Origin of the sequence: Streptomyces yaizuensis (assembly GCF_034961445.1) — a bacterium.
GTDB lineage: Bacteria > Actinomycetota > Actinomycetes > Streptomycetales > Streptomycetaceae > Streptomyces > Streptomyces yaizuensis.
Genome location: NZ_BSBI01000003.1, coordinates 230,049 through 248,254 on the forward strand (window position 1 = coordinate 230,049; position 18,206 = coordinate 248,254).

General features: G+C 74.4%; 17 protein-coding genes. 11 read left to right on the forward strand and 6 right to left on the reverse strand.

From position 1 onward, the window contains the following. The first annotated feature begins 140 nt into the window (after positions 1 to 140). Positions 141 to 1,214, forward strand: coding sequence for an ABC transporter ATP-binding protein (locus SYYSPA8_RS09305; protein ID WP_323446548.1), 1,074 nt, complete (start codon positions 141 to 143; stop codon positions 1,212 to 1,214). Between the two features lie 181 nt (positions 1,215 to 1,395). Here SYYSPA8_RS09305 and SYYSPA8_RS09310 read toward each other — a convergent pair whose 3' ends face one another. Next, a complete protein-coding gene (locus SYYSPA8_RS09310; protein WP_323446549.1) occupies positions 1,396 to 3,570 on the reverse strand; it encodes a prolyl oligopeptidase family serine peptidase in 2,175 nt (724 codons plus the stop codon). Between the two features lie 155 nt (positions 3,571 to 3,725). Here SYYSPA8_RS09310 and SYYSPA8_RS09315 point away from each other — a divergent pair, with 155 nt between their 5' ends. The 4 genes from SYYSPA8_RS09315 to SYYSPA8_RS09330 all read left to right on the forward strand — a co-directional run bounded on the left by SYYSPA8_RS09315 (position 3,726) and on the right by SYYSPA8_RS09330 (position 8,098). After that, on the forward strand, positions 3,726 to 3,920 hold the full coding sequence (locus SYYSPA8_RS09315) for a hypothetical protein (protein WP_323446550.1): 195 nt from the start codon (positions 3,726 to 3,728) through the stop codon (positions 3,918 to 3,920). A 116-nt stretch (positions 3,921 to 4,036) separates the two neighbouring features. Further along, positions 4,037 to 5,059: an N-acetyl-1-D-myo-inositol-2-amino-2-deoxy-alpha-D-glucopyranoside deacetylase gene (mshB, locus tag SYYSPA8_RS09320; protein WP_323446551.1), complete on the forward strand. Its 1,023-nt coding sequence runs from the start codon at positions 4,037 to 4,039 to the stop codon at positions 5,057 to 5,059. Beyond that, positions 5,056 to 5,475 carry a DUF6113 family protein gene (locus SYYSPA8_RS09325; RefSeq protein ID WP_323446552.1) on the forward strand — a complete coding sequence of 140 codons (420 nt, stop codon included), beginning with the start codon at positions 5,056 to 5,058 and terminating at the stop codon, positions 5,473 to 5,475. Before mshB ends, SYYSPA8_RS09325 begins: the two co-directional genes overlap by 4 nt. Before the next feature lie 232 nt (positions 5,476 to 5,707). Then, positions 5,708 to 8,098 (forward strand): hypothetical protein, encoded by a 2,391-nt coding sequence (locus SYYSPA8_RS09330; protein WP_323446553.1) that lies wholly within the window; start codon positions 5,708 to 5,710, stop codon positions 8,096 to 8,098. 161 nt (positions 8,099 to 8,259) lie between these two features. On the opposite strand, the gene SYYSPA8_RS09335 is transcribed toward SYYSPA8_RS09330, so the two are convergent. Both SYYSPA8_RS09335 and SYYSPA8_RS09340 read right to left on the reverse strand, forming a co-directional pair. After that, the gene (locus SYYSPA8_RS09335) at positions 8,260 to 9,219 is read right to left on the reverse strand and encodes a transglutaminase-like domain-containing protein (RefSeq protein ID WP_323446554.1); all 960 of its coding nucleotides are present in this window, start codon (positions 9,217 to 9,219) and stop codon (positions 8,260 to 8,262) included. 96 nt (positions 9,220 to 9,315) lie between these two features. Then, on the reverse strand, positions 9,316 to 10,329 hold the full coding sequence (locus SYYSPA8_RS09340; protein WP_323446555.1) for a GNAT family N-acetyltransferase: 1,014 nt from the start codon (positions 10,327 to 10,329) through the stop codon (positions 9,316 to 9,318). A 113-nt stretch (positions 10,330 to 10,442) separates the two neighbouring features. Here SYYSPA8_RS09340 and fdxA point away from each other — a divergent pair, with 113 nt between their 5' ends. Together fdxA and dapC are read left to right on the forward strand one after the other, a co-directional pair. After that, positions 10,443 to 10,760, forward strand: a complete 318-nt coding sequence (fdxA, locus tag SYYSPA8_RS09345) for a ferredoxin (RefSeq protein ID WP_010047804.1) — start codon at positions 10,443 to 10,445, stop codon at positions 10,758 to 10,760. 218 nt (positions 10,761 to 10,978) lie between these two features. Then, positions 10,979 to 12,076 (forward strand): succinyldiaminopimelate transaminase, encoded by a 1,098-nt coding sequence (gene dapC, locus SYYSPA8_RS09350; protein WP_323446556.1) that lies wholly within the window; start codon positions 10,979 to 10,981, stop codon positions 12,074 to 12,076. A gap of 143 nt (positions 12,077 to 12,219) precedes the next feature. On the opposite strand, the gene SYYSPA8_RS09355 is transcribed toward dapC, so the two are convergent. Both SYYSPA8_RS09355 and SYYSPA8_RS09360 read right to left on the reverse strand, forming a co-directional pair. Further along, positions 12,220 to 12,684 (reverse strand): ATP-binding protein, encoded by a 465-nt coding sequence (locus tag SYYSPA8_RS09355; protein ID WP_323446557.1) that lies wholly within the window; start codon positions 12,682 to 12,684, stop codon positions 12,220 to 12,222. Between the two features lie 448 nt (positions 12,685 to 13,132). Beyond that, complete coding sequence (locus SYYSPA8_RS09360) at positions 13,133 to 14,089, reverse strand: hypothetical protein (protein ID WP_323446558.1); 957 nt, start codon at positions 14,087 to 14,089, stop codon at positions 13,133 to 13,135. Positions 14,090 to 14,161: 72 nt separating this feature from the next. Between SYYSPA8_RS09360 and dapE the strand changes: the two genes are divergently transcribed. Then, on the forward strand, positions 14,162 to 15,241 hold the full coding sequence (gene dapE / locus SYYSPA8_RS09365) for a succinyl-diaminopimelate desuccinylase (RefSeq protein ID WP_323446559.1): 1,080 nt from the start codon (positions 14,162 to 14,164) through the stop codon (positions 15,239 to 15,241). Between the two features lie 175 nt (positions 15,242 to 15,416). Continuing rightward, on the forward strand, positions 15,417 to 16,166 hold the full coding sequence (locus SYYSPA8_RS09370; protein WP_323446560.1) for an LOG family protein: 750 nt from the start codon (positions 15,417 to 15,419) through the stop codon (positions 16,164 to 16,166). A gap of 103 nt (positions 16,167 to 16,269) precedes the next feature. Here the strand turns inward: SYYSPA8_RS09370 and folP are convergent, their stop codons facing one another. Next, positions 16,270 to 17,130: a dihydropteroate synthase gene (folP, locus tag SYYSPA8_RS09375; RefSeq protein ID WP_323446561.1), complete on the reverse strand. Its 861-nt coding sequence runs from the start codon at positions 17,128 to 17,130 to the stop codon at positions 16,270 to 16,272. Positions 17,131 to 17,252: 122 nt separating this feature from the next. Between folP and SYYSPA8_RS09380 the strand changes: the two genes are divergently transcribed. Both SYYSPA8_RS09380 and SYYSPA8_RS09385 read left to right on the forward strand, forming a co-directional pair. Then, a complete protein-coding gene (locus SYYSPA8_RS09380) occupies positions 17,253 to 17,606 on the forward strand; it encodes a DivIVA domain-containing protein (protein ID WP_323446562.1) in 354 nt (117 codons plus the stop codon). Then, on the forward strand, positions 17,603 to 18,205 hold the full coding sequence (locus SYYSPA8_RS09385) for a DNA-3-methyladenine glycosylase I (protein ID WP_323446563.1): 603 nt from the start codon (positions 17,603 to 17,605) through the stop codon (positions 18,203 to 18,205). The genes SYYSPA8_RS09380 and SYYSPA8_RS09385 overlap by 4 nt, the downstream gene beginning before the upstream one ends. Position 18,206 lies beyond the last annotated feature (1 nt).

Genomic DNA, 18,206 nt, shown 5'->3' on the forward strand with positions numbered 1-18,206 from the left:
GGGGGCCGGGACGGGGGACGGGCCCGGGGACAGACCGGTGGAGGGGCAGGGGGAGGGACCGCAGGGCGGGCCGCAGGGCGGGCCGGGGGACGGGCGGAGTGGTGCGGGTGAGCGGCCCGGCGGTGCGGGGGAGCGGTCCGATGGCTGAGCCGATCCTCGAAGTCCGCGGGCTGGTCAAGCACTACCCCCTCACCCGGGGCGTGGTGTTCCGGAAGCAGACCGGCGCCGTCAAGGCCGTCGACGGCGTCGATCTCGACCTCCCCGCCGGAGGCACCCTCGGCATCGTCGGCGAGTCCGGGTGCGGCAAGTCCACGCTCGCCCGCATGCTCGTCCACCTCGAACGCCCCACCGCCGGCACCATCCACTACCGGGGCGAGGACGTCACCCGGCTGAGCGGCCGCGCCCTCAAACGCGTCCGCCGCAATATCCAGATGGTGTTCCAGGACCCCTACACCTCGCTCAACCCCCGGATGACCGTCGGCGACATCGTCGGCGAACCCTTCGAGATCCACCCCGACGCGGCCCCCCGGGGCGACCGCCGCCGCCGGGTGCGGGAACTGCTCGACGTGGTCGGCCTCAACCCGGAGTACGTCAACCGCTATCCGCACCAGTTCAGCGGCGGCCAGCGCCAGCGCATCGGGATCGCCCGGGGCCTCGCCCTCAACCCGGAGATCGTCGTCGCCGACGAACCCGTCTCCGCGCTGGACGTCTCCGTCCAGGCCCAGGTCGTCAATCTGCTCGCCCGGCTCCAGCGCGAGTTCTCGCTCACCCTGGTCTTCATCTCGCACGACCTGTCGATCGTCCGGCACATCTCCGACCGGGTCGGCGTGATGTACCTGGGACGGGTGGTGGAGCTGGGGACCGACGCCGAGATCTACGACCACCCCACCCACCCCTACACGCAGGCGCTGCTCTCCGCCGTCCCGGTGCCGGACCCCGAGGCCCGCGAGCGGCGGGAGCGGATCCTGCTCGGCGGCGACGTGCCCTCGCCGACCCACATCCCCTCCGGGTGCCGCTTCCGCACCCGCTGCTGGAAGGCGCGGGAGCGGTGCGCGCTGGAGGTGCCGCTGCTGGAGATCCCGGCCGAGTACCGGATCTGGGAGGGTCCGGCCCGGCACCCCTCGGCGTGCCACTTCGCCGAGGAGCGCCGGGTCGTCCCGCCGGGCGGGGAGGACGGCGACGAGCCGGACGGGTCCGGGGAGCCGCGTCGTTAACGTGCGGGCAACGTGTCCGTCGCGATTCCGATATACGGACGGGGAAGGCTGGGAAACGTACGGCCGTGCGGGTGCCGTAGACCGGCCGGAGGCACCGATGTCGTCCCCGGCCGGTCACCCCACCCGTCGTGCCCCCACCCCGCCCGCTGTTCACCCGCCCGCTGTTCCCCTGCCTCGGCCGTTACTCCGCCGGATCGGGGACGCGGTTCGCCAGCGTCCGCTTCAGGAACTCCACCTGCAACAGCAGCAGATTCTCGGCCACCTGCTCCTGCGGGGTCATATGCGTCACCCCGCTCAGCGGCAGCACCTCGTGCTCCCGCCCCGCCGCCAGCAGCGCCGACGACAGCCGCAGGGTGTGGGCCGCCACCACGTTGTCGTCGGCCAGACCGTGGATCAGCATCATCGGCCGCGCCGGATTCTCCAGACCCACCAGCCCGTCCTCGGTCACCAGCGCGTGCCGCTCGTACACCTCGGGCTGGAGCGCCGGGTCCCCGAGATAGCGCTCGGTGTAGTGGGTGTCGTACATCCGCTGGTCCGTCACCGGGGCGCCGACGATCGCCGTGTGGAAGACGTCGGGCCGCCGCAGTACCGCCATCGCGGCGAGATATCCGCCGTACGACCAGCCCCGGATGCCCACCCGGCCCAGGTCCAGGGGAAAGGAATCGGCCAGGGCGTGCAGTGCCTCGATCTGGTCGTCGAGGGTCAGGACGAAGTTGTCACGGACCGCCTTCTCCCAGGCGGGGGAGGGGCCCGGGGTGCCCCGGCCGTCCGCGACGACCACCGCGAACCCCTGGTCGGCGAGGAACTGCGGGGTGAGATGCACGTTCTGCGACGCGAGCACCCGGCGGGCGCGCGGTCCGCCGTACGGGTCCATCAGCACCGGCAGCGGCCCGTCCGACTCCTGGTAGTCCCTCGGCAGCAGCACCGCGCACGGGATGCGGTGGACCCCCGCCGCGACGATCCGCGGCGCCGCGTGCAGCACCGGGGACTCCGCGTACGAGGCGATCCGGGCCACCACCGCGCCGTCGCGCAGGACCTCCGTCGCCGTACCGCTGATGTCGAGCCGCGCGGAGGACAGCACCGTCACCGGGCCGCCGCGCACCGCCGTGTGCACCCCGGGACCCCGGGAGACCCGCTCCACGCCCCGGTCGCCCACCCGCAGGACATGGATCTCGCCGATCTCCGGCTCCGCCGCCCCGGCGCCCGCGGCCGCCGTGACGAGGACGTCGTCCGCTCCGACGTCGAGCACCATGTGGATCTGGAGGGAGTCGCCGGTCAGGACGCGGTCCCCGACCGCGAGCACCCGGGCGCCGCCCTCGTCGGCGATCCGCACCAGCCTGCCGTCCGGGGTCCACGCCGGCACCCCATGGAAAAGATCCAGCCAGTTCTCATCCTCGTCCGCGTGGACGGTCCGGGTGGCGCCGGTCCCCGGGTCCACCGCCAGCCAGCGCAGGGTCCGCTGGTCCCGGGTCTGGACCAGGACGATCGGGGCACCGGCGGCGGACCAGTGGACCCGGGCCAGATACGGGAACTCCGCGCGGTCCCAGACCACCTCGGTGCGCTCCCCGCCGAGGGTGACGACGAAGAGCCGTACGTCCGCGTTGGCCGTGCCCGCCGTCGGGTAGCGGACCTCCCGGGGCTCCCGCTCCGGGTGCGCCGGGTCCGCGATCCACCAGCGCCGCACCTCCCGCTCGTCCACCCGCGCGACGAGCAGCCGGTCCGACTCCGGCGACCACCAGTAACCCCGCTGCCGCCCCATGTCCTCGGCCGCGACGAACTCGGCCAGACCGTAGGTGACCAGCTCGTCCTCCGGCTCGGCGAGCGCCCGGTCCCCCGCGCCGGCGCCGGCGTCGTCCGTGACCGGGGTCACCCGCAGCGCGCCCCCGCCCACGTACGCGACGAACCGGCCGTCGGGGGAGGGGTGCGGGTCGACCGCCGGGCCCCGCGCCGTGAGTTCCCGTACCCACCCGTCCCCGTCCTTCAGGCCGGCCGCGAACAGCCGTCCGGAGAGGGTGAAGGCCGCCAACTCGGCCGCCGCGTCCACCGCGTAGCCGACGATCCCCGACGAGCCGTCCCGGGCCCGCTCGCGCCGCGCCTGCTCCTCGGCGGACAGCTGCTCCTCCGCCCCGGAGAGCAGCGCCTCGGGGTCGGCGACCAGACGCTCCCGGGGCTCTTCCGTCCCGTTGGCCAGATCCAGCACCCAGAGGCGTCCATTCCGGTCGACACCCGAGGCCGTTCTGAGGAAAATCACTCGCGAGCCGTCGGGTGACACGGTGAACGACCGGGGAGAACCCAGGGTGTAGCGCTGGGTCCTGGCGTATTGACGGGGGAAGGAGAGCTGCGTCTTGGAAGCCATGCACCCGAACCTAGCGTTCGTGCGCCCCCGTGTGCTGCTGTGCACCGATCAATGCGTTCGTACGGATAGTTATGATCCCTAGCGCGAGGTGGGTAGGACCATCTGGCACAGGCGACCGCCCCGTCCCGACCGAATATCCGTGGAGGTGAACCGCCGTGGCACTCTCCATTTCGGTGGTGCTGCTGTTGGCCATCATCGTCTTCCTGCTGATCCGGAAGTCCGGGCTCAAGGGGGGGCATGCCGTTGTCTGCATGTTGCTCGGTTTCTATCTCGCCAGCTCCTCGCTGTCCCCGACGATCAGTGACCTGACCAACAACGTGGCCGGGATGATCGGCGACTTCAAGTTCTGACACCGGGCGGCGACCCGGCGCGTCCCCGGGTCCGCCCGGCCGGTCTTTCGGGCCCGTAGCCCCACGGGCCCGCCGAACCAGCTCCGCGGCACCGCCTTGCCTCGTAGGCTGTCTCCATGAAGGATCATTCCGCGCATCGTCTGCTCCTGGTGCACGCGCACCCGGACGACGAGTCGATCAACAACGGCGCGACGATGGCCCGGTACGCCGAAGCGGGCGCCCGGGTCACCTTGGTGACCTGCACCCTGGGCGAGGAGGGCGAGGTCATCCCGCCGGAGCTGGCCCATCTCGCGCCCGACCGCGAGGACGGGCTCGGGCCCCACCGCCGGGGCGAACTCACCGCCGCCATGAAGGAACTGGGCGTCACCGACCACCGCCTCCTCGGCGGCCCCGGCCGGTACCGGGACTCCGGGATGATGGGCGTCGAGCAGAACCGCCGGCCCGGGGCCTTCTGGAACACCCCCGTGGACGAGGCCGCCGGGTATCTCGTGGAGATCATCAGATCCGTCCGCCCCCAGGTGCTGGTGACGTACGACCCCGACGGGGGGTACGGGCACCCCGACCACATCCAGACCCACCGGGTCGCCACGCGCGCCGCCGAGCTGGCCGCCGAGCGGGCCTTCCGCCGCGACCTCGGCGAGCCGCACACCATCGCCAAGATCTACTGGAACCGGGTGCCGCGCTCGGTGGCCGAGGAGCGCTTCGCGCGACTCCGGGCCGAGGGGCTGCCGGACGGCCTGGGGAGCGGCGCCACGGCCGCCGGGGCTGTCGGGGCCGCGCGGGGGATCGCCGAGATCGCCGATGTGCCCGGGGTCGTCGACGACGCCCGGATCACCACGCAGATCGACGGCTCCCCCCGGGCGGCGGAGCGCAAGGCGGCGGCGATGGGCGCGCACGCCACCCAGGTCACCGTCGACGGCGACCGGTTCATCCTCTCCAACCTGCTGCTCCAGCCGGTCTTCACGACCGAGTACTACGAACTGGTCCAGGGGGTGCCGGGGGCACCCGTGGGGGAACGCGAGCACGATCTCTTCGCGGGCGTCGACGCGGACGACGACGGATCGGACGGGGCCGGTTCGGCCCCCGTCGCCCACGCGGACGCCGCCGCCGGCACCGACGCCGAGGGGGCCGCCGTATGAGCGCCCCCGCCGTCCGTCCGGCCGGCTCCGCCGGTCCCTCCCCCGCCGGCCGGGCGGCGCGGATCGCCGCGTACACGGCACTCGTCCCGCTGGGCGCGGCCGTCGGGGTCGCGGGCGCCCTGGTCCAATCCGCCTGGTTCCCCGGCGGATTGCTGCTCGCGCTGGCGGGGACGGCCGGGCTCTTCCTCGGGGCGGGCCGGGGGCTCGGCACCCAGCTCGGCGTGGTGGCGCCCGCCGCCGGCTGGCTGGTCACCGTCGTCCTGCTGAGCATCGGACGGCCGGAGGGCGACGGCGTTCTCGCCGCCGGAATCGGGTCACTCCTCTTCATCGTCGGGGGGATGGTTCTCGCTGTGATGTGCGCCACGATGGCGCGTCCGGCGCAACCGGGCGACACCTTTACCCGACTTGACGGTTAGGGACACGCGGGGCCCCACGCGGGCACCCCGTCCCCGGCCCCCCTAGGGTGGGTCGGCACGGACGGGGTCACGGCCCCTGCGGGCACCGCCCGTACCGTCGACAACAGGGTGCTCTGCCAGCCGCAGAGTGCCTGTCCTTGGCGGCCAGTATGGTGGTGCGCGCCGCCGAGCCGCCCCTAGCAGTAGCTATCCAGTAAGAGACGGGCGGCGAAGCCAACCGGGAGAACCTGCTTTGAGTCGTGAAACTGACAGTTCGTCCTCCGGGCCCCAGGGGCGCGGCGGAGCCGCGTACCCCTCGGGGACACCGCCGTACGGATCACGCCAGTATCCGTCACCGCACCCGACGCAGGACGCTGCCCAGGGGGCGGCGGGTGCCGCCGACGTGTCCCGGGAGCGGCAGGCCGACGGTGCCAAGCCCGAGCCGAAGACCGAGACGACGGTGACCACCCGGATCCGCATCAACATCCCCGGGTCGCGGCCGATCCCGCCCGTGGTGATGCGCAAGCCGGTGGGTGACTCCGAGCCGTCCGCCACGGCGGAGTCGGAGCCGGAACGCACGGCCGCGATGCCGGTGATCGGCGGGGGCCAGGCGCCCGCCGCCGAGCCGCCGCCGCAGGAGCGCGCGCCCGCGAACGACTGGTTCGCGCCCCGCAAGGGCTCGACGAACGGCGCGGGGATCCCGACGGGTGGCGCCGCGCCGGGCCTTCAGGGTGCCCCGGGCGCGCACGGCGCTCCGGGCGGGGGCATCCCCGCCCAGGGGACGGGACCGGCGGTGGACCCGCTGACCGCGCCCCTGGCGGACGCCCTCGCGGCGCCCGCCGCCGCCCCCCTGACCGACCCTCTGCCCGATCCGCTGACGGACCCCCTGGCGGCTCCGCTCGCCGATCCGCTGACCGATCCGCTTCCCGGGGGTGCTCCGGCAGGATCGGGGCTGCCGTACTTCTCCGACGCCCCGCAGCCGCAGGACACCGCGCCCCGCAGCGCGCTGAGCGACCTCGCCGGGGACTCCGGCCCGGCTGCTCCGTCCGGCGCTCCGGCCGGGTTCGGTGGTACGCCGCAGGGCGGCCACGCCGGTCCTGCCGGGCCGGACGCGCCGACCGGGGCCACGTCCGGCCCGGCCAAGGGCAGCATGCCGATCCGTCAGCGGATGGGCGCGGGTGCCTCCGCCACGGCCGGAGCGGGCGCTTCCACCCTGACGGGTGCTCCGGGCGGTCCCGGTGGTCCCGGGGGCGCGTTCGCCGGCGCCGGGGTCTCCTCCGGCGCGGACGCCTTCGGCGGGTCGGCGGGCCACGCGGGCCCCGGCGGCCAGGCCGGTCCCGGCGGCACGCCCCAGCGGCGTGCCGCGGCTCCCCGGATGTCCGACGACACGGCCGTGCTCACCCCCCAGAAGCCGTTCCCTGCGCCGCCCGGCGCCGAGGAGCCGGTCTCGGGGGACACCCTGACCAGCGGGCTGCCCGTGGTGCCCGCAGACGGGCCCGGCGCGGGGCCGCGCGGCCCCCGCACCGCCCCCGGCTTCCCGGCGGGCCCCGGCGGCCCGGGTGGCCCCGGCGCTCCCGGCGGCCCCGGTGGGGTCTTGGGCCCCGGCATGGCGTCCGGGGGCACCCCGGCGGCCCCCAAGCCGCGCCCCGGCGCGGTGGACGCGCTGCCGCCCGCCCCCCGCCCGCCGCAGCCCGCCAAGAAGAAGGGCCGCTCCAAGCTGGTCCTCCTCGGTGTCGCGGTGGTCGGTCTCGCCGGTGTCGCCTACGGCGCCGGCCTGCTGCTGAACCACTCCGAGGTGCCCAAGCGCACCACCGTCCTCGGGGTCGACATCGGCGGCGGCACCAGGGAACAGGCGGTCGTCAAGCTGGAGAAGGCCCTCGGCAAGCGGGCGGCGACCCCGCTCCAGCTCTCCGTGGGCGACAAGAACGAGACGCTCGCCCCCGACAAGGCCGGTCTCGTCCTGGACAGCCAGGCCACCGTCCGCAAGGCGGCGGGCAGCGACTACAACCCCATCTCCGTGATCGGGTCCCTCTTCGGCGGCCAGCGGGTCGTGGAGCCGGTGATCCCCGTGGACGAGGAGAAGCTGGGCGTCGCCCTCGCCGATCTGGGCGGCAGCTCGGGCTCGGCGGTCGAGGGCACGATCACCTTCTCCCCGGGCCGGGCCACCGCCGTGCCGGGCCGGGCGGGGCAGGCGCTCGACGTCGACCGCTCGATGCTCTCGGTCAAGGACGCCTACCGCGCCCAGGTGGAGACCGGCCGCTCCAAGGTGGTCCGGCTGCCCATCGCCAAGCGGGAGCCGACCATCGGCCAGGCCGAGCTGGACCGGGCGATGAAGGAGTTCGCCGAGCCCGCGATGTCCGCCGAGATCCTTATCAGGGCGGGCGGCCGGGAGATCCCGTTCGGCCCGGCCATCTCGCTGCCCCAGATCCTCTCGATGAAGGCGGTCGACGGGAAGCTGGTCGCGGTCTACGACAAGAAGGCCATCGAGCAGCTGGTCGGAAGCAGGTTCGCCGGGGTGATGGTCACCAAGGGGGGCAAGCAGGAGCAGCTCGGTGCGGACGACATCGCCGAGGCGATGGGTCCGGCGCTGCGCGGCAAGACCTCCGCCGAGCGGGTCGCGGAGATCGAGCTGAACGGCGGCTGACCGGGCCGCCGCCCCGTCGGTCAAGCGGACGACGCCCCGTTCACCCCTTCGGGTGGGCGGGGCGTCGCCCGTTCCCCGGGCGCTGCGCGGAGCCGGGTGCCACCCGCGCTCCGGGCGGTGCGCGGAGCCCCGGCGGGCCCGTCCCCGGGCGGCGCGGAGGGTCAGTTGAGCATCGCGCGGGCGGCCCTGGCCCGGCCCCGGACGGCCTTCGCGGTCGCGGGCTCCACCGCCGCCACGACATCCGCGTACGCCTCCAGCTCCGCCGCCCCGGCGAGGAACTCCCCGCGCTGCACGAGGAGCTGGGCGCGTTCGTACCGCAGCCTGGCTGGATGGGCGGGCATCAGCAGCGACAGCTCCACCGCCCACAGCGCCACCGCCGACTGCTCCGGCCGGGCGGCGGCCCACGCGCGGACGTTGTTGAGGATCCGGGTGATCACGTCGAGCGGGCCCGCCGGGGCGAGCGCCGCCGGGTCCAGGGGCGCGCCGGTCGCGTTCCGCACCAGCGACTCCGCCTCGGCCCCGGTCAGCGGCCGGCCGCCCGCGAAGGGGTCGGCGAGCACCTGCCCGGCGGGGTCGGCCGGATCGCCGAAGCCGACCACGAAGTGCCCCGGGAGCGCGACCCCGCAGGCGTGCGCGCCGGCCCTGCGGGCGACCTCGATCCAGACCACCGAGAGCAGGATCGGCAGCCCCCGGCGGCGCCGCAGCACCTGGTGGAGCAGGGAGGACTCCAGCCGCTGGTAGTCGCCGGCGGTGCCGTGGAAGCCGCACTCGCGCCCGAGCAGCGCGGCCAGCTCCCCGGCCCAGGCGGCGGGGGACCGGTCCCGGCCGTAGGGCAGCAGCCCGGCGAGCCGGTCCAGCTCGATCTGGGCCGCGTCCATGTCGGCGTCGTCCAGGGCGGGGTCGGCCACCGCCCCCAGCAGCAGGCAGAGCAGCGTGAGATCGGGCCGTTCCGAGCGGGCCTCCTCGGCGAACCGGTGCCGGTATTCGGACGACCCGGAGGAACCAGGACCAGGAGAGCCGGAGGAACCGCCGGAGGAGCCGGAGGAACCAGAAGAGCCGGAAGAGCAGGAAGAGCCGGAAGAGCCGGAGGACCCCGAAGACCCCGAGGAATCATCGTGCATAAGCCACTCGTACCCGTCTGTACGTGTCCGTGTCATCCGATGTCATCCCGTGTCGCCCGCGGGGCTCCACGGCCGCCGGACGGCCGGGGCGCCCGGTCAGGGCGCCCGGAAGTGGTGGTAGCTGTGGTGGGTCGTGAAACCCAGGCCGTCGTAGAGCGCGCGTGCCCCCTCATTGTCCGTCTCCACCTGGAGCCAGGCGGCGGAGGCCCCCTCCTCCAGGGCGCGGCGGGCGAGCGCGGTGGTCACGGCGCCGGCGAGCCCCTGCCGGCGGTGGGCCGGGGCGACCTCCAGGGCCATGAACCCCGCCCAGCGGCCGTCGACCACCAGCCGCCCGATCGCGGCGGGTTCCCCGGAGTCCCCCGGGGCCCCCGGCACCGAGGCGAACCACACCGACGGACCGCTCGCGAGAACCCGGCGGACGGTGGGCGACGCCTCCCCGGCGCGCTGGTACCGCCGCAGCCAGGCCTCGTCGGCGGTACGCGAGAGGGCGACCCGGGAGAGCGCCGCGCCCGCGGGCTCCCGGTCGGCGAGGGGGGCGAGCGCCGCGATCCGGACCTCCGCGGTGACCTCCCGCGTCCAGCCGTGGGTCTCCAGCACCGCGCAGAGCGTCTCCTGCGTGCCGACGGCGCCGGTCGCGGCCTGGACATACGGGGGAAGGCCCCGCTCCGCGTACCACGCGCGCACCCGCTCCAGGGCCTCGGCCGGCGGGAGTCCGGGGTCGCCGACGGCGAGGGCCGAGTTGGCCCGCCGGGTGAAGCCCCCGGCCGCCCGCAGCTCCCAGTCGCCCAGCCGGGCGCTCTCCACCGGCCGCCAGGCGCGCGCGGTGACCCGCGACAGCTCCGCGAAGTCCGCCGCGGGGCCCCGTCTGCGGGCCGGTGCGGGGGGCACCACCTTCCCCGCCACCAGGGACGATTCCGGCACGGCCACCGTCTCGCCGGACTTCTTTGTGATCAAGAGCACACCGTCGTCCCAGGAAGCGAGAACCCCCACCACGTCGGTGAAGGTGCCCCCACCCGCCGCCGGGTCCACCAGGCGTCGGATTGATACTCGTTTGCCCTGGTCGAGGTGGTTAATGCGGACCTCAAGCCGTCCTGCGCCCGTGATTTCCACTGCTCTGCGAGCCCCTCCTGTTCGGATCGTCCTCAGGAACGGAGATACTAGAGGCGGGCATCGACGACGCCGCGCTCCCGCGCAAAGCAGCCCTACCGAGGAGGAACGACAGCGTGACCTACGTCATCGCGCAGCCTTGTGTCGACGTGAAGGACAAGGCGTGCATCGAGGAGTGCCCCGTCGACTGCATCTACGAGGGCTCCCGGTCCTTGTACATCCACCCGGACGAATGCGTCGACTGCGGAGCCTGTGAGCCGGTCTGCCCCGTCGAGGCGATCTTCTACGAGGACGACACCCCGGAGGAGTGGAAGGACTACTACAAGGCGAACGTCGAGTTCTTCGACGAGCTGGGTTCGCCGGGTGGTGCCTCCAAGCTGGGCCTGATCGAGCGGGACCACCCCTTCATCGCCGCTCTGCCGCCGCAGGCCTGATTTCCCCGGCTCCGGCACCGGAGCCCCGGTCGCGCCCCGGTCCCGTACGGTCGTCGTCCGTACGGGACCGGCGCGGTTCGGGCGCCGGTCGCACGTACGAGCCCCGTTCGGGCCGCTGTCCGGGCCGTGTGCCCGGTCCGTCCCCGAGGTCCGCGTCCACCACGACACGCGACTAGAGCACGAGAGACAAGAGCAAGAGAGCAAGAGAGAGAAGGCCCGTGTCCGCAGTCTCGTCACGCCTGCCCGTCTTCCCGTGGGACAGGCTGGAGCCCTACAAGGCGACGGCCGCCGCCCACCCGGACGGCATCGTGGATCTCTCGGTCGGCACCCCCGTGGACCCCGTCCCGGCGCTGATCCGGAAGGCCCTGACCGACGCCGCGGACTCGCCGGGCTATCCCACCGTCTGGGGGACGGCCGCGCTGCGGGACGCGCTCACCGGCTGGGTGGAGCGCCGGCTCGGCGCCACCGGTGTCACCCACCGCAACGTCCTGCCCGTCGTCGGCTCCAAGGAGCTGGTGGCGTGGCTGCCGACGCAGCTGGGCCTGGGCCCCGGCGACCGGGTCGCCTACCCGCGGCTGGCCTATCCGACGTACGAGGTCGGCGCCCGGCTCTGCGGCGCGACCCCCGTCGTCTACGACGACCCCACCGAACTCGACCCCACCGGGCTGCGGCTGCTCTGGCTCAACTCGCCGTCCAACCCCACCGGGCGGGTCATCGGCCGTGCGGAGCTGACCCGGATCGTGAAGTGGGCCCGCGCCCACGGGGTGCTGGTCTTCAGCGACGAGTGCTATCTGGAGCTGGGCTGGGAGGCCGAGCCCGTCTCGGTGCTGGACGCCGGTGTCTGCGGCGGTTCCTACGAGGGCCTGGTCGCCGTCCACTCCCTCTCCAAGCGCTCCAACCTCGCCGGCTACCGGGCCGCGTTCATCGCGGGTGACGAGGCGGTGCTGGGCGAGCTGCTCACGATCCGCAAGCACGGCGGGATGATGACCCCGGCGCCCGTGCAGGCCGCCACCGTCGCCGCCCTCGGCGACGACACCCATGTCGCGGAGCAGCGGGCCCGGTACGCCGCCCGCCGGGCCGCGCTGCGGTCCGCCCTGGAGGCGTACGGCTTCCGGATCGAGCACAGCGAGGCCAGCCTGTATCTGTGGGCCACGCGGGACGAGCCCTGCTGGGAGACCGTCGCGCAGCTCGCGGAGCGGGGCGTCCTGGTGGCGCCCGGCGACTTCTACGGCGCGGCCGGGGAGCGGTTCGTGCGGGTCGCGTTCACGGCGACCGACGAGCGGGTCGAGGCCGCGGTGAAGCGGCTGGCCGGCTGACGCGGCTGTGTCCTGTCCGTCCGGCCCGTCCTGTCCGGCCGGACGAAGGCCCCGGGCCCGGAAGCGGTGTGCTTCCGGGCCCGGGGCCTTTCGCCGTTCGTCCGGCCGGACAGGACGGACCGGGCCGGGCGGGGTCCGTCAGGTCAGGCCAGCGGCAGGGTCTGCGCCGCCTGGGCGGGGGCGCCGACGGGCAGCCCGCCGATGAGGGAGCCGACCGGGGCCGGGGCGCCCTTGGCGAGGGTCTTGGCGGCGGTGTCCGCGGTGTCGCCGAGGGCGCTTCCGGCGGTGCCCGCGGCGTCACCCGCGGCCTTGCCGGCGGTGGGGGTCGCGGTGCCGCCCGCCGTGCCGAGGGCCTTCCCGGCGACGGGGACGGCCCGCTCGACGGTGTCGCCGCCGGCGTTGCCGGCCAGACCGGTGGCCTGCCGGGCCGTGCCTTCGACGGTGCCGCCCAGGCCCTGGGCGTCCACGGAGGAGACCGTGCCCAGCGGGTTGGTGGCGTCCTGGATTTCCATGGCGCCCGCGGAGCCGGCCGCACCGACCACCGGGGTTGCGCCCGCGGCGACGAGCAGCGCGGCACGGGCGATCCGACGGGTCAGGGGGAGGGACATTTTGCTCCTTGAGACAACGTGAGACAAAGAGGGACTGGTCTGTCGTCCGATGCCGCTCCGGCTCCCGGGGGACGCCGGTCCGGGCGTCCGGACGCAGTGACAACCGCTCGGTGCCCGGGGGAAGTTGCGGTGCGCGAGGGTAAAGAGTTGGCAATGCGTCGCATAATCCCACCCGGATAAAAACGGGCAAACGCTACCGGTGCGGGGATGTTGCAGAAACGTCACTCCGCAAGGTGCGCACCGATCATCGGAAAGAGTGACGCGGGGCTGCGCCGGGGCCCCTCGGGCCGGGGCACAGTCCTTCCGGCGGGGGATGCGTCAAACCGGTGTGCGAGCGGCGGATGTACGGCGTTACGGCGTGCGATCAGCGGGTGTCGCGGCGTTCCGCTGTTCTGGTATGCCCGGTATGCCCAGTGTCGCGGTGTGCGACCCGGGGCGGGACGGCGGCTCAGCGCGCGATCCGCAGCCGGACGGCGTCCCGGTCCCGGTCCGGGTCCGCGCCCGGGGCGGCGGGCCGCCAGCCCTCCCGGGCGCTGCCCGCGCTCCACACCTTCCCGCCGTACGCGATCTTCTCGATCCGCAGCCCGTCCGCGCGGGCCACCGCCCAGTGCGCCAGCTCCCAGCCGCGCCGGGAACCCGCCACGCCGTCACCGGCGGTGTCCCGCGCCGCCCCCGCCCCGGCCGCCGGAGCCGGGCCGGGCGGCACCGAAAGGAGGATCTCCCGCGCCGCCGCGCCCCGGCCCGCGCCGTTCCCGGGCAGCACACCGGGGCCGAACTCCCGCGCCAGCGCGGCCCGTACCCGCTCCGGGTCGCCCGCTCGCGACGCGGCACCCGGCACACAGCTCAGCGTGGCACCCGCCCGGCCGGTCAGCGCGGCGGCCAGCAGGGCCGCGTCCGGCTCGTGCTTCGCGTACGCCTGCGGGAAGCCGCTGCGCTGGACCCGCTGGGCGGCCACGGTCAGCGGGAGCCGCGCGTACCCGGGGACGTCGACCAGACCGTCGTAGAACTTCCCCGCCGCGTACACCGGGTCCAGGATCTGTTCCGGGCTGCCCCAGCCCTTCGACGGCCGCTGCTGGAAGAGGCCCAGTGAATCCCGGTCGCCGTAGTCGATGTTCCGCAGCGCCGACTCCTGGAGCGCGGTGGCCAGCGCGATGGTGACCGCGCGTTCCGGCAGCCCCCGGCCGGTGCCCACGGCGGAGATCGTCGCCGCGTTCGCCGCCATCGCCGGGGTCAGCTCGTACCGGGGGGCGCCCTCGCCCGTACCGCCCCGGACCACGCAGACCGGCGCCCCCGTGTCGGCGTCGTTCCGTACGGCGAGATAGCCCGCGAGGGCGAGCAGGACGGCGGACGCGGCCGCCCAGCGCAGAACTCGGCGGTGCTGGGCACCGGTGGCGGCATCGGACACGCTGCCACCGTACTAGGAGGCCGGGAAGCGGGGCCGTCGCAGGACCAGGAAGGGAGGGCCTAGGGTCGGAGCATGTCCCACACAGACCTGGACCTCACCCTGGACGGACCGGCGCTGACCGCCGCGCTGGTCGACATCCCCTCCGTCAGCGGCGACGAGAAGCCGCTCGCGGACGCCGTCGAGCGGGCCCTGCGCGCGCTGCCGCACCTCAGGGTCGACCGCCACGGCAACAACGTCGTCGCCCGCACCGACCTCGGCCGGGCCGAGCGGGTCGTCCTCGCCGGGCACATCGACACCGTGCCGATCGCCGGCAACGTGCCCTCGCGGCTGGACGCGGACGGGGTGCTGTGGGGCTGCGGCACCAGCGACATGAAGTCGGGCGTCGCCGTCCAGCTGCGGATCGCGGCCACCGTGCCCGCGCCCAACCGCGACCTCACCTTCGTCTTCTACGACAACGAGGAGGTCGCCGCCGACCTCAACGGCCTCGGCCATGTCGCCGCCGCGCACCCCGAGTGGCTGGCCGGGGACTTCGCCGTCCTGCTCGAACCTTCCGACGGCGAGGTGGAGGGCGGCTGTCAGGGCACGCTCAGGGTCCGGCTGCGGCTCGCGGGGGAGCGCGCCCACTCCGCGCGCTCCTGGATGGGGTCCAACGCGATCCACGGCGCCGCCGCCGTCCTGGCCCGGCTCGCCGCGTACGAGCCCCGCCGGCCGGTGATCGACGGCCTGGAGTACCGCGAGGGGCTGAACGCCGTACGCATCGAGGGCGGTGTCGCGGGCAATGTGATCCCGGACGAGTGCGTCGTCACCGTCAACTACCGCTACGCCCCGGACCGCTCCGAGGCCGAGGCCGTCGCCCATGTCCGGGAGGTCTTCGCGGACTGCGGGATCGACGGCTTCGAGGTCGACGACCACTCCGGCGCGGCGCTGCCCGGGCTGTCGCACCCGGCGGCGCGGGCGTTCATGGAGGCGGTCGGCGGCACCGCGCGGCCGAAGTTCGGCTGGACGGACGTCTCCCGGTTCAGCGCGCTCGGGGTGCCCGCCGTCAACTACGGCCCGGGGGACGCGCTCTACGCCCACAAGCGCGACGAGCATGTCCGCGTCGAGCGGATCACGCACTGCGAGGAGCGGCTGCGGGAGTGGCTCACGGCCTGACGGCCCGACCGCCCGACGCCCTGCCGGTCCGACGCCCTGACCTCCCGCGTCCCGGCCCCGCGCGGCCCGGTGATGTTTCCCTGCGCCTTCCGCCGATGTTTCCGTGATGTTCCCGTTCGCGGACCGGTCCGACCTACTCTGGGGGCTGCAACAGTGATCGGCGGAGGGAGCAGTCATGGGCAACCCCGGGGAACCGAGGGAGTACGAGGAGCGCCGGGAGGGTCCGGTGCTGCGGCGCAGGGACCAGGTGCAGCCCGGGACGACCGATCAGCGGCTGCTGGACACGGACCAGGACTCCCAGTGGGTGCACACCGACCCCTGGCGGGTCATGCGCATCCAGTCGGAGTTCGTCGAGGGCTTCGGCGCGCTCGCCGAGCTGCCGAAGGCGATCAGCGTCTTCGGATCGGCCCGGACGAAGCCCGGCACCCCTGAGTACGAGGCGGGGATCCGCATCGGCGGCGCGCTGGTGGACGCCGGCTTCGCGGTGATCACCGGTGGTGGTCCGGGCGCGATGGAGGCCGCCAACCGGGGCGCGCGGGAGGCCCGGGGCGTCTCGGTCGGGCTGGGCATCGAGCTCCCCTTCGAGCAGGGCCTCAATCCGCACGTCGACATCGGGGTGAACTTCCGCTACTTCTTCGTCCGCAAGACGATGTTCGTGAAGTACGCCTCCGGTTTCGTGGTGCTGCCCGGCGGGCTCGGCACCCTGGACGAGCTGTTCGAGGCGCTGACCCTGGTCCAGACGGGCAAGGTGACCCGGTTCCCGATCGTCCTCTTCGGGTCGGCGTACTGGAGCGGCCTGGTGGACTGGCTGCGGGACACCGTGGTCGGGCAGGGCAAGGCCTCGGAGGGCGATCTGCTGCTCTTCCATGTCACGGACGACGTGGACGAGGCGGTGTCGCTGGTGACGAAGGAGACCGGCCGGTAGGTGCCCCGGCGGGGTCCGTGGCGGGCATCTGCCACGGGCCCGTGACGTGGCCTGCGCCGTCCGGCCCGGATTCCGCTCCGGGCCGGACGGCGGGGGATCCGGGTCAGGCCAGGCCCCGGCGGGCCACCGACGGCTCGCGGTGCCCCGCGATCGTCGCGACCATGTCCAGCACCTGGCGGGTCTCCGCCACCTCGTGCACCCGGTAGACCTGGGCGCCGAGCCACGCGGACACCGCCGTCGTGGCCAGCGTCCCGATCACGCGCTCCTTCACCGGGCGGTCCAGGGTCTCCCCGACGAAGTCCTTGTTCGACAGGGAGACGAGCACCGGCCAGCCGGTGTCGACCAGCTCGCCGAGCCGCCGCGTCGCCTCCAGCGAGTGCCGGGTGTTCTTGCCGAAGTCATGGCCCGGATCGATCATGATCCCGTCGCGCCGGACCCCCAGGGCGGCCGCCCGCTCCGCCAGGCCCAGCGTGACCCGCAGGATGTCCTCGACCACGTCGTCGTACACGACCCGGTGCGGCCGGGTGCGCGGCTCCGCCCCGCCCGCGTGGGTGCAGACGAGACCGGCGCCGTGCCGGGCGGCGACCTCGGCCAGCCGGGGGTCCACGCCGCCCCAGGCGTCGTTCAGCAGGTCCGCGCCCGCCCCGCAGACCGCCTCGCCCACCTCGTGCCGCCAGGTGTCCACACTGATCACCACATCGGGGAAGCGGCGCCGCACCTCGGCCACGAAGCCGACCGTCCGCCGCACCTCCTCCTCGGCGGTGACCTCGTCGCCGGGACCCGCCTTGACCCCGCCGATGTCGATGATGGCGGCCCCTTCCGCCACCGCCTCCTCCACCCGGGCGAGCGCGGGCTCGTCCCGGAAGGTCGCGCCCTGGTCGTAGAAGGAGTCGGGGGTACGGTTCACGATCGCCATGATCACCGGCTCGTGCGGGTCGAATTCACGCTGTCCCAGCCGCAGCATCAGCGGTTTTCCTCCTCGGGTCGTCCGGCTGCGACCCTAACTGTCCGAGCGGCGTGGCACGATCAGCCACAGGGCACCGGACGTGCCCGGGAGCGCCCGGAGGCCGGGGAGAGGGTCGTAACGTGTTCTTGTTCTTGCTGATCACGATGGTCGTGGTCGTCGGCGCGGTCACCCTGGCCGTCGTCGGTGGTGGCGACAGCGCCGCCCTGCCCGAGACGGGGCCCGAGCAGCCGGTCGACCAGCTGCCGCTGTCCCGGCCGGTGGGCCGGGCCGATGTCGAGGCGGTGCGGCTGCCGGTGGGCCTGCGCGGCTACCGGATGGCCGACGTGGACGACGTGCTGGGGCGCCTCGGCGCCGAGCTGGCCGAGCGGGACGCCCGGATCGCCGAGCTGGAGTCCGCGCTCGCCGGGGCGCAGGCACGGGCGGCGGGGGGCCCGGGGCTCTTCACCGAGCCGGGCGAGGAGCGGGGACAGTGAGCGGCGGCCCCGTGGCCGGGCCCGACGGGGTGCCGCGCTGCCCCTGGGGGCTCGCCACCGACGACTACCGGGTGTACCACGACACGGAGTGGGGTCGTCCGGTCCACGGCGACGACGCCCTCTTCGAGCGGCTCTGTCTGGAGGCGTTCCAGTCGGGTCTTTCCTGGCTCACCATCCTGCGCCGGCGCGAGGGCTTCCGCCGGGCGTTCGACGGCTTCTCCATCGCGTCCGTCGCCACGTACACCGGGGCGGACCGCGAGCGGCTCCTCGCCGACGAGGGCATCATCCGCAACCGCGCCAAGGTCGACGCGACCCTCGCCAACGCGCGCGTGCTGGAGACCTGGGCCCCCGGCGAGCTGGACGCCCTGATCTGGTCGTACGCGCCGGACCCCGGCGGCCGTCCGGTGCCCCGGACGCTCGCCGACGTGCCCGCCGTCACCGACGAGTCCACGGCCCTCGCGAAGGACCTCAAGAAGCGGGGGCTGCGGTTCGTCGGCCCCACCACCGCGTACGCCCTGATGCAGGCGTGCGGGCTGGTGGACGACCATCTCGCGGGGTGCGTGGCCCGGGGCGGAGGCACCGCCCCGGGGACCCGGTAGG

What these genes read in the sequence shown, in the direction of transcription:
- mshB (WP_323446551.1), top strand. Translation starts at nt 4,037, where the DNA reads ATGAAGGATCATTCCGCGCATCGTCTGCTCCTGGTGCACGCGCACCCG.
- SYYSPA8_RS09370 (WP_323446560.1), top strand. Translation starts at nt 15,417, where the DNA reads ATGGGCAACCCCGGGGAACCGAGGGAGTACGAGGAGCGCCGGGAGGGT.
- SYYSPA8_RS09310 (WP_323446549.1), bottom strand. Translation starts at nt 3,570, where the DNA reads ATGGCTTCCAAGACGCAGCTCTCCTTCCCCCGTCAATACGCCAGGACC.
- dapE (WP_323446559.1), top strand. Translation starts at nt 14,162, where the DNA reads ATGTCCCACACAGACCTGGACCTCACCCTGGACGGACCGGCGCTGACC.
- folP (WP_323446561.1), bottom strand. Translation starts at nt 17,130, where the DNA reads ATGCTGCGGCTGGGACAGCGTGAATTCGACCCGCACGAGCCGGTGATC.
- SYYSPA8_RS09355 (WP_323446557.1), bottom strand. Translation starts at nt 12,684, where the DNA reads ATGTCCCTCCCCCTGACCCGTCGGATCGCCCGTGCCGCGCTGCTCGTC.
- SYYSPA8_RS09305 (WP_323446548.1), top strand. Translation starts at nt 141, where the DNA reads ATGGCTGAGCCGATCCTCGAAGTCCGCGGGCTGGTCAAGCACTACCCC.
- SYYSPA8_RS09335 (WP_323446554.1), bottom strand. Translation starts at nt 9,219, where the DNA reads ATGCACGATGATTCCTCGGGGTCTTCGGGGTCCTCCGGCTCTTCCGGC.
- SYYSPA8_RS09325 (WP_323446552.1), top strand. Translation starts at nt 5,056, where the DNA reads ATGAGCGCCCCCGCCGTCCGTCCGGCCGGCTCCGCCGGTCCCTCCCCC.